General features: G+C 70.8%; 8 protein-coding genes. 2 read left to right on the top strand and 6 right to left on the bottom strand.

Going from position 1 to position 9,918, the window contains the following annotated elements; translation table 11 throughout:
• The 4 genes from D588_RS0110545 to D588_RS0110560 all read right to left on the bottom strand — a co-directional run.
• A partial coding sequence (locus D588_RS0110545; protein ID WP_043084339.1) for a phospholipase D family protein occupies nucleotides 1-1,453 on the bottom strand: 1,453 nt, incomplete at its 3' end.
• Nucleotides 1,453-2,007 carry a YceI family protein gene (locus D588_RS0110550; protein ID WP_232760474.1) on the bottom strand — a complete coding sequence of 185 codons (555 nt, stop codon included), beginning with the start codon at nucleotides 2,005-2,007 and terminating at the stop codon, nucleotides 1,453-1,455. The genes D588_RS0110550 and D588_RS0110545, both read right to left, overlap by 1 nt.
• Nucleotides 2,008-2,063: 56 nt before the next feature.
• Complete coding sequence (locus D588_RS24455; protein ID WP_010340932.1) at nucleotides 2,064-2,540, bottom strand: histidine phosphatase family protein; 477 nt, start codon at nucleotides 2,538-2,540, stop codon at nucleotides 2,064-2,066.
• Nucleotides 2,541-2,555: 15 nt separating this feature from the next.
• Nucleotides 2,556-3,188 (bottom strand): ParA family protein, encoded by a 633-nt coding sequence (locus tag D588_RS0110560; protein ID WP_017913046.1) that lies wholly within the window; start codon nucleotides 3,186-3,188, stop codon nucleotides 2,556-2,558.
• Nucleotides 3,189-3,315: 127 nt separating this feature from the next.
• Between D588_RS0110560 and D588_RS0110565 the strand changes: the two genes are divergently transcribed.
• Entirely contained in the window at nucleotides 3,316-4,809 is a 1,494-nt protein-coding gene (locus D588_RS0110565) for an AAA family ATPase (protein ID WP_017915944.1), read from the top strand.
• A 195-nt stretch (nucleotides 4,810-5,004) separates the two neighbouring features.
• On the opposite strand, the gene D588_RS0110570 is transcribed toward D588_RS0110565, so the two are convergent.
• Nucleotides 5,005-5,919 (bottom strand): AEC family transporter, encoded by a 915-nt coding sequence (locus D588_RS0110570; protein ID WP_017915945.1) that lies wholly within the window; start codon nucleotides 5,917-5,919, stop codon nucleotides 5,005-5,007.
• A gap of 223 nt (nucleotides 5,920-6,142) precedes the next feature.
• A complete protein-coding gene (locus D588_RS0110575; RefSeq protein ID WP_017915946.1) occupies nucleotides 6,143-6,754 on the bottom strand; it encodes a tetratricopeptide repeat protein in 612 nt (203 codons plus the stop codon).
• A 190-nt stretch (nucleotides 6,755-6,944) separates the two neighbouring features.
• On the opposite strand from D588_RS0110575, the gene D588_RS0110580 reads away from it, so the two are divergent.
• Nucleotides 6,945-9,918, top strand: a 2,974-nt coding sequence (locus D588_RS0110580; RefSeq protein ID WP_017915947.1) for an indolepyruvate ferredoxin oxidoreductase family protein, incomplete at its 3' end; no start/stop codon positions are given.

Consider the following 9,918-nt stretch of genomic DNA (forward strand, 5'->3'; position numbering starts at 1 on the left):
CGTCGCCGCGGCTGCCGGACGGCCCGCCACTGCCGCTGCCCAGCAGCGAACTGCGTCCGGCGGCGCTGCCGCCCAGTAGCGTGTTGCGCCCGCTGCCGGTATCGCCGCCAGCGTGCTCGCCTGCGTTTTCGCCGCTGGCCGACGCGGCCGGCACCTCGCCCTGCAACGGCGCCGGCAGCAGGTTGGCGTAGTCCACCGGCGCATCCAGCGGGAACGGCTTGTACTCGTAGATGTCGAAGCCCAGTTCGCGCAGGTTGCGGCGCTTGTACTTGTAGGACAGTGCATACACCACCGGGTTGTCGGTGGCGGCCAGGCTGTTGGTGGCCACCACCACGCGCGGTGGCGGGGTGCGCTTGCGCAGGTCGCGGAAGATCTCCTGCGCGGGGTCCGACAGCACCAGGTACGGCGTCTGCAGGATGATCTCCTGGCGTGCGTCGGCGATCAGCCGGTCGAGCTTGGGCGCGGTGGAGATGGCCTTGGGGCCGTGTTCGCGGCGGTGCTTCTGCGGCAGGTCGGCGACGTAGTCCACATGCTTGACCGGCAACGCCGGCAGCACGAAGGCGTTCTCCACGAAGGCCGGATCGGACGCCTCCTCGCTGACCCGCTGCACCCGCTCCGGGCGCAGGAACTGCGCCGGCGGCATCGCCGGCACGCCCTGGCGCAGCAGCAGCTTGCCGACGTCGTTGAGCCGCGCCACCGGCACGCTGCGCCGGGCCGCCCAGTAGGCGTCGAAGTTGGCGGCCATCGACCGCGCCACCGGGCCGGCGACCAGCACGTCGCGGTCGCGGAAGTTGTACTCGGCGTCCCAGTCGAAATAGTCGTCCTGGTAGTTGCGCCCGCCGACCACGCCGATCGCATCGTCGATCACCAGCAGCTTGTTGTGCATGCGCTGGTTGAAGCGGCGGAAGCAGCACAGCACGCTGGCGGCGTAGTGGAAGTAGTTGGGCTTGGCCAGGCCGAAGGTGGGGTTGTAGATGCGCAGCGAGAAGTTCTCGTGCGCGCCGGCCAGCGCGCCGAGGATTTGCAGGTCGGAGATCGCCGAGAGCTGGTCGATCAGCACGCGCACCTGCACGCCGCGCCGCGCCGCGGCCAGCAGTTCGTCCATCACCAGCCGCGCGCTGTCGTCCTTGTCGAAGATGTAGGTCTGCAGGTCGATGCTGCGGCTGGCGCTGCGGATCAGGTTGACCCGCGCCACCAGCGCCTCTTCGCCGTGATCGAGGATGGTGGCGTAGTGGCGCGGCGCGCCGGCGCCGGACTGGGCGAAGGCCTTGCCGGCCAGCCCGCGCAGCGGCGAGGCCAACGCGCAGTGGTCCCCGCGCGTGCATTCGACCTGGCGGTCGCGCGCGGCCTCGGCGATCGCCACGGCGCGGCCGTGCTGTGCCTGCGACAGGCTCGCGCAGCCGCTGCCGAGCAGCAGCGCCACCACCACCAGCACCCGCATCAATTTTGATATCACCGAGTGGCCGCCTCGGTCAGGCGTGCGCGCAGCACGAAGGTGACCCGGTCGCTCAAGGCCAGATCCCACTTGTCCATTCCGTAACGTCCACGCAATACCGTACCGCGGCTGATGACGTCGCAATCATAGCCTGCGCGGGTGCATGCGGCCGGCATGACGGTCAGCGTCTCGGCGTGGCTGATCCCGCGGATGCTCAGGATGCCGGGGATCGGCCCGCCCTTGCCCAGCACCTGCGGCGAGAACGGCTGCGAGTCGAAGGACACGGTGGGGTAGCGCGGCGCGTCGAAGAAATCCTCGCCGCGCATCCAGCCGGTGTAGCGCGGCTTGCCGGGGATTTCCACGTAGGCGGTGAACAGGCGCAGGTGCACCTGATGGCGGCCATCGGGCAGCACGTGCACGGTGCCCTCGTAGCGCGGGAAGAAGCCTTCGATGCGCTGGCCGAAGCGGGTGCGGATCTCGAACCCGAAGCGCGACTGCGCCGGGTCCAGAGCGTATTCGCCGGGCGCCAGCAAGGCCGGCGTCACCTGCGCGTGGCCGACGGCGCACCACAGACACAACGGCAGCAGCGCGGCGCACAGCGCCGGCCGCAGGAACCTGCGCAGCGGGCTCAGGGCCACCAGAACGCGGTCAAGCGCGCCACGCCCGGCTCGATCGCCGCGTCGTGCGGGACCCCGAGCACGGCTACGCTGGCGGTGGGCATGCCGCGGTAGTCGCCGGACTGGCCGCTGTGCATCAGCGCCGCCAGCCGCTCCAGGCCCGGGTTGTGGCCGACCAGCAACAGCCGCTCCACGTCGCGGTGGCCGTCCAGCAGATCGGCCAGGGTGCCCGAGGTCGCCTCGTAGATGCGCGGCTCCAGGCGCTGCTCGACGTAGCCGGTCAGCTCCAGCACCGCCTCCAGGGTTTCGCGCGCGCGCCGCGCCGGCGAACACAGCACCCGGTCCGGCACCAGCCGCTGCTCCAGCAGCCAGCGCCCGGCCGCCTCGGCCTCGGCCAGGCCGTGCGGCGACAGCGGCCGGTCGAAATCGGCCTGGCCGGTGTCGGCCGGTTCGGCGTGGGCATGGCGCAGCAGGATCACTTCTCGCAAAACGATGGTCATCGGTCAGGCCTTCTTGAGCCACTTGAGCAACGGTTCCCAGTCCTGCTGGTGGTCGCGGACCTGGACGGAGTGGTAATCGAACAGGCTGCGGCCCAGCCCCACCAGCACCACGTAGGCCTGGCTGTCGCGCAGTTGCGCCACCACCGGGTAGGGCCATTCGGCGAGCATCTGCAGCGCCTGCTGGGTGGCATTGGTCCAGGGCTTGCTGCGGTTGAGCACCAGCCCGACCGGCAGCTTGCGCTGGTGCACCCGCGGCACCTTGGCCAGGGTGTTGAGGAAGCCGACGGTGGCCTCGATGTCCAGCGCCGAGGGCATCACCGGCACCACCACCGCGTCGGCCTCGTCGAGGAAGTGGGTCAGGTCCTCGGCCATGGCGCCGGCGGCGGCGTCGACGATCACCCGCTGCGCGTCGTCGGGCAGCGCCGCGCGCCAGCTGCGCTTGCGGCTGGCGTCGATCGGCAGCACCGCGCTGTCCAGGCCGGCACGGCGTTCGGCCCAGCGGGTCGAGGAGCCCTGCGGATCGGCATCGGCCAGCACCGTGCGCTTGCCTGCCAGCGCGTAGGACGCCGCCAGGTGCGTGGCGACCGTGGTCTTGCCCACGCCGCCCTTGGAGCCGGCCACCAGGATCGTCTTCATGCACGCCTCGCTTCCGGGGGAAGAAGCCGGAGCGTACACCGGCCCTACGTCAGCCGGTAGTCAACGCGCAGCACGCCGCCAGCCGCCGGGCTTGCTATCGTGGCGGCCCCCTTCGCCTTCCGATGCCATGAGCGAGCTGCAGGACCTGGTCGCGCTGATCCGCGCCAACACGCCCCTGATCGTGATCGAGACGCAGGAGGAGGCGCGCATCGTCGACCTGTTCCGGCAGGCCTTGATGCAGGTCTGGCGCGCCCTGCACCGCTGGTCGATCACCGAGGGCCTGCGCCGCATCGACCTGGACCGCGAGGACCCGCCGAGCGGGCCGCCGGATGCCAGCGCGGTGCTGCAGTCGATCAAGCAGGCCGATCAGCGCGGCATCTACCTGCTGCTCGACGTCACCCCGTACCTGGGCTACGCCAGCCACCAGCGGCTGCTGCGCGACATCGTCGAGCGCCGCCACTGCCAGCCGCACGTGCTGGTGCTGATCGGCACGCGGATCGAGCTGCCGGCCGAGCTGGAAGCGCTGGCGACCCGCTTCAATCCGCGCCTGCCCGACGCCAACGCCCTGCTGAAGATGGTGCAGGAGGAAGCGCTGGGCTACGCGCGCGAGTTCGGCGGACGCCGGGTCGAGGTCGACGGCGAGGCGGTCAAGCAGATCCTGCGCAATCTGCGCGGGCTCAGCCTGATCGACGCGCGGCGCATCGCCCGGCAACTGATCTACGCCGACGGCGCGCTCACCGCATCCGATCTGCCGCAACTGGCCAAGCTCAAGTTCGAACTGCTCAACCGCAGCGGCCACCTGCAGTACGACAACGATGCCACGCGCTTCGAGGACGTGGCCGGTGCGCGCCGGCTCAAGCAATGGATCGCACAGCGCCGCGCGGTGTTCGCCGGCACCGCGCCGCCGGGGCTGGACCCGCCGAAGGGCGTGCTGCTGCTCGGCGTGCAGGGCTGCGGCAAGTCGATGCTGGCCAAGGCCACCGCGGCGGGGTTCGGCGTGCCGCTGCTGCGCCTGGACATGGGCGCGCTGTACGCCAAGTACCACGGCGAGACCGAGAAGAACCTGCGCGACGCGCTGGCCGCGGTCGAGCAACTGGCGCCGTGCGTGCTGTGGATGGACGAGATCGAGAAAGGCCTGGCCAGCGGCGGCGAGGACGGCGGCGTATCGCGGCGCGTGCTCGGCACGCTGCTGACCTGGATGGCCGAACGCGGCAGCGCCGACGGCAGCGCCGCGGTGTTCATCGTCGCCACCGCCAACCAGGTGCACGAGCTGCCGGCGGAACTGCTGCGCAAGGGCCGCTTCGACGAGATCTTCTTCGTCGACCTGCCCGACCCGCAGACGCGCGTGGAGCTGTTGCGCCTGCACCTGACGCGGCGGCAGCTGCATGCGGACGCGTTCGCGCTGCCGGCCTTGGCTGCCGCCGCCGACGGGTTCTCCGGTGCCGAGATCGAGCAGGCGATCGTCTCCGGGCTGTATGCCGCGCACGCCGAACAGCGGCCGCTGGATACCGAGCTGCTGATGCAGGAGATCCGCACTACCCGACCGCTGTCGGTGCTGATGGCCGAACAGGTGCAGGCGCTGCGCAGCTGGGCCAGCGGGCGGACGGTGCCGGCGGATTAGTGGCGGGCGGTTGCTGAGATCAGGCGATGCCGCTGTGCGAGGCTGCGCCCCGACCCTCACCCCAACCCCTCTCCCGGGGGGAGAGGGGCTTCTAAATTCCTTCTCCCTCCGGGAGAAGGTGCCCCGAAGGGGCGGATGAGGGTGCGTCGCCCATGCCATACCCCATCGATCCAGGTAGCACCCTCCGGCGCAGGCTCAACGCAACGCCCCCAACAACCACGCCCACGCCGGCAACGTGACCAGCGACAGCAGAATCCCGTAGCCGACCAGGGCCGCGGCCAGGCGCGGGGCCAGGCGATGCGAGATCGCCAGCAGCGCGGCAGTGATCATGGTCGGCATGGCCGATTCCAGTACGTTGGCCTGCAGCGCCTGCCCGCGCAGGCCCAGCACCCACGACAGCGGCCAGGCCAGGGCCGGCAGCGCCAGCAGCTTCAACAGCAGGCCGGCGGCCAGCGGCGCCAGTTCCTCGCGCGGCAAGCGCAACTGGATCGAGAACCCCACCGCCAGCATCACCAACGGCAGCATCGCGTCGGCCAGGTGCTGCAGGCCGGAGGCGATCCACGCCGGCGGCTGCGCCGGCATCAGGGTCAGCGCGAACAGCAGCGCCCACAGCGGCGGGAACCGCGCCATGCGCAACAGCGTCTGCCGCGGCGATGGCGGCGCCTCGCCGCTGTAGCGCGCCAGCACGTACAGGCCGAAGCTGGACAGCAGCACGAAGGTGCCGAACTGGTCGTAGACCACCGCATACGGCAAGGCCGCCTCGCCGAGCAGCGCGCGCACCATCGGGTAGCCGATGAAGCTGGAATTGCCCAGCGCCACGCACAGCAGCAGCACCGCCTGCTGATCCCGGCGCAGCCGCAACGGCCGGCGCAAGCCCAGCATCGCCAGCGCGCTCACGCCGGTCAGCAGCCACGGCGTCAGCATCAATCCGAGCAGTTCCAGATTGAACTGCAGGCGCGGCACGTAGATCAGCACCGAGGCCGGCAGGCACAGGTACAGCACCACCCCGTTGAGCACCTCGGTGGTGTTGGCCGGCAGGACGCGCTGACGCGCGAACAGCTTGCCGAGCGCCAGCATGACCAACATCAGGGCGAACGCATCGAAAGCCATCGGCAAAGCACGAAATCAGCGGGTACGCGGCATCATCGCATGGCATGCGCACGCAGGCCGTCGAGGCATCGCGCGACCGAAGCCGCACCTCGCCTGCGCCCAGCACGGGCCGGCGCTTCGCGCAGGCGCGGCGACACCGTGCGTTGTGCGACCGGCCACACCCGGACCCTAGATTGCGCCGGCCACCCGCGCAGGCCGCGTCGTGCTCCTGGACCCGCGTGCCTCAGGGCCAGGCCGGCGGCGCGGCCTTCCAGGCGGCCTGCACTTCGGCCAGGGTCGCGCGCTCGTCGTCGCGCCAGGCCGGCAGCAACGCCGCGAAATCGGCGGTGGCGCCCCACTTGTCCGGCCAGGTGCGCGCCGCCGCGGCGTACCACTTCACGGCCTCGTCCTTGCGCTGCAGGCGCCACAACGTCAGCGCCAGGGTCGGCGGCAGCCAGTCCGGCGCCGCCGGGCGGCCGTTGACCAGCGCGCTCCACTGCGCCAGCGCGCGCGTCGGATCACCCGCGCGCAGCAGATCCCAGCCGTAGTTCCACTGCACCTGGCGCCGCTGCACGCCGGCAGGCAGCGCATGCAACGCGGCCTGATACAGCTGTTCGCCCAGTTCCTGGCGGCCGCCGGCCATGGCGATGCCGGCCAGCTGCGCGCGCGCCTCGTTGGCGTTGGGATCGCGCTGCACGGTACTGGCCAGACGATCCACCAGGGCCTCGCCGCTGCCGGCGATGGCGGTGACCGGACGGGTGGTGCCGCGGTCTTCGTCGAAGTAGAACTCTTTCGGTGCCGGCAATGCCTGCGCCCGCACGCTGGCCGCGGTGGCCAGGCCGATGCAGGCCAGCATCGCGGCCACTGCGTATGTGTATGCCTTCACTGCTGCAATCCCCTGGAGTGATCCCCTCACCCGGGTCCCATCCTACCCCGCCACGGCCGGCGTGGACGAGAACGGGCGCAAAAATCGCCGCTGATACAATCGGGGCGATCGCGCGCGGCAGGCGCTGCGCGCCCGCCAGCCTTCCATTTCCGGGCAAGCCATGAACCGCATCGCCGATCCGCGTCCGTCGTCCTCCCTCGCCGCAGCGGCCGCCGACGGCGTGGACACCCGCTATACGCTGGAAGACAAGTACACCCGCACCGATGGCCGCATCTATCTGTCCGGGGTGCAGGCGCTGGTGCGGCTGCCATTGATGCAGCAACTGCGCGACCGCGCCGCCGGGCTGAACACCGGCGGCTTCGTCAGCGGTTACCGCGGCAGCCCGCTGGGCGGTTTCGACCTGGAACTGTGGCGCGCGCGCAAGCATCTGGACGCGGCCAACGTGGTGTTCAAGCCCGGACTCAACGAGGACCTGGGCGCGACCATGGTCTGGGGCACGCAGCAGACCAACCTGTTCCCCGGCGCGCGCGTGGATGGCGTGTATGCCATGTGGTACGGCAAGGGCCCGGGCGTGGACCGCTGCGGCGACGTGTTCAAGCACGGCAACGCCGCCGGCACCTCGCGCCATGGCGGCGTGCTGGCGCTGGCCGCCGACGACCACGCGTGCCGCAGCTCGACCCTGCCGCACGGCTCGGAGGACGAGTTCGTCAGCGCGATGATGCCGGTGCTCAACCCGGCCGGGGTGCAGGACATCCTCGACATGGGCCTGCTCGGCTGGGCGATGAGCCGCTACACCGGGCGCTGGATCGGCTTCAAGACCATCGCCGAGACGGTGGAATCCTCGGCCTCGGTGCAAGTGGATCCGTTCGCGCGGCAGATCGTGCTGCCGGAGGATTTCGAGCTGCCGCCGGGCGGCCTCAACATCCGCTGGCCGGATCCGCCGCTGGACCAGGAAATGCGCCTGCATCGCTACGCGGTGCGCGCGGCGCAGGCCTTCGCCCGCGCCAACGGCATCGACCGCACGGTGATGGATGCGCCGCAGGCGCGGCTTGGCATCGTCACCACCGGCAAGAGCTACCTGGACGTGCTGCAGGCGCTGGAATACCTGGGCCTGGACGCGGACGCCTGCGCGCGCATCGGCATCCGCGTGTACAAGGTCGGCATGACCTGGCCGCTGGAGCCGCTGGGCATCACCGCGTTCGCGCGCGGGCTGCAGGACATCGTCGTGGTGGAGGAGAAGAAGGCCTTCATCGAGCGGCAGATGAAGGAGCAGTTCTACAACTGGCCGGCCAGCGCCGGCCCGCGCCCGAGCATCGTCGGCAAGTACGACGAGGCCGGCGAATGGATCCTGCCGTCCACCGGCGAACTGACCCCGGCCACCATCGCCGGGGTGATCGGCCGGCGCATCCTGCGCCTGCCGCAGTCGGCCGCGGTGAGCACCGACTCGATCGAACAGCGGCTGCGCTGGATGGAGGCCAAGGAAGCCGAGATGGCGCTGCCGCGCGCCAATTTCCCGCGCGTGCCGCACTACTGCTCCGGCTGCCCGCACAACACCTCCACGGTGGTGCCGGAAGGCTCGCGCGCGCTCGGCGGCATCGGCTGCCACTACATGGTGACGTGGATGGACCGTGCCACCGACACCTTCACCCACATGGGCGGCGAAGGCGTCACCTGGGCCGGGCAGGCACCGTTCACCGACACCCCGCACGTGTTCCAGAACCTGGGCGACGGCACCTATTTCCACAGCGGCTCGCTGGCGATCCGCCAGTCGATCGCCGCCGGCGTCAACATCACCTACAAGATCCTCTACAACGACGCGGTGGCGATGACCGGCGGACAGCCGGTGGACGGCACCCTCAGCGTGCCCGACATCGCCCGGCAGATGCGTGCCGAAGGCGTGCACACCATCGCCCTGGTCAGCGACGACATCGGCAAGTGGACGCGGCGCCGCGAGCTGTTCCCCAGCGACGTGGAGTTCCACGACCGCAGCGAGCTGGACGCGGTGCAGCGGCACCTGCGCGAGGTCAAGGGCACCAGCGTGCTGATCTACGACCAGACCTGCGCCACCGAGAAGCGGCGCCGGCGCAAGCGCGGCAAGCTGCCCGATCCGCCCAAGCGCGTGCTGGTCAACTCGCTGGTCTGCGAAGGCTGTGGCGACTGCGGCGAGAAGAGCTTCTGCGTGTCGGTGCTGCCGAAGGAGACCGAGTACGGGCGCAAGCGCCAGATCGATCAGTCCAGTTGCAACAAGGACTACTCCTGCGTGTCCGGGTTCTGCCCCAGCTTCGTCACCGTGCACGGTGGGCAGCCGCGCAAGGGCCGCAAGGCCGACGCTGCGGCGCTGCTGGAGCAATTGCCGACACCAAGCTTCCGCAGCGACCTGCGCCAGCCCTGGAACATCCTCATCACCGGCGTCGGCGGCACCGGCGTGGTCACCATCGGCGCGCTGCTGGGCATGGCCGGGCACCTGGAGGGCAAGGGCGCCAGCGTGCTCGACCAGACCGGCCTGGCGCAGAAGGGCGGCGCGGTCACCACGCATATCCGCATCGCGCGGCAACCGGAAGACCTGCACGCGGTGCGCATCGCCGCCGGCGAGGCCGACCTGGTGCTGGGGTGCGACATGGTGGTGGTCAACGACTACTGGGCGCTGTCCAAGGTGCGCGGCGATCGCTCGCAGGTGGTGCTGAACAGCTACGAGGCGATGCCGGGCACCTTCACCACGCACCCGGACATGCAGTTCCCGGCCGCCGAGATCATTGCCGGCGTGCGCCTGGCGCTGGGCGGGCGCGATCCGCTGCTGCTCGACGCCACGCAGCTGGCCACCGCGCTGCTCGGCGACGCCATCGCCAGCAACCTGTTCATGCTCGGCTACGCCTGGCAGCAGGGCCTGGTGCCGCTGTCGCACGCGGCGCTGATGCGCGCGATCGAACTCAACGGCGCAGCGGTGGCGATGAACCAGCAGGCCTTCGCCTGGGGCCGCCTGGCGGCGCTGGACCTGCCGGCGGTGCGACGCGCGGCGGGCCTCACCTATCCGGCCGCGGACGAACGCGAACGCCAGGCGCCGGGGCTGCAGCAGCTGCCACCCGGCGAGTGGGAAGGCCACGAGGCCGGCGCCAGCGCCGCGCCGCGCAATCCCG

Source organism: Xanthomonas sp. SHU 308, assembly GCF_000364645.1.
In the GTDB taxonomy this organism is placed as follows: Bacteria; Pseudomonadota; Gammaproteobacteria; order Xanthomonadales; family Xanthomonadaceae; genus Xanthomonas_A; species Xanthomonas_A sontii.

What these genes read in the sequence shown, in the direction of transcription:
- D588_RS0110560 (WP_017913046.1), bottom strand. Translation starts at nt 3,188, where the DNA reads ATGAAGACGATCCTGGTGGCCGGCTCCAAGGGCGGCGTGGGCAAGACC.
- D588_RS0110565 (WP_017915944.1), top strand. Translation starts at nt 3,316, where the DNA reads ATGAGCGAGCTGCAGGACCTGGTCGCGCTGATCCGCGCCAACACGCCC.
- D588_RS0110570 (WP_017915945.1), bottom strand. Translation starts at nt 5,919, where the DNA reads ATGGCTTTCGATGCGTTCGCCCTGATGTTGGTCATGCTGGCGCTCGGC.
- D588_RS0110575 (WP_017915946.1), bottom strand. Translation starts at nt 6,754, where the DNA reads ATGCTGGCCTGCATCGGCCTGGCCACCGCGGCCAGCGTGCGGGCGCAG.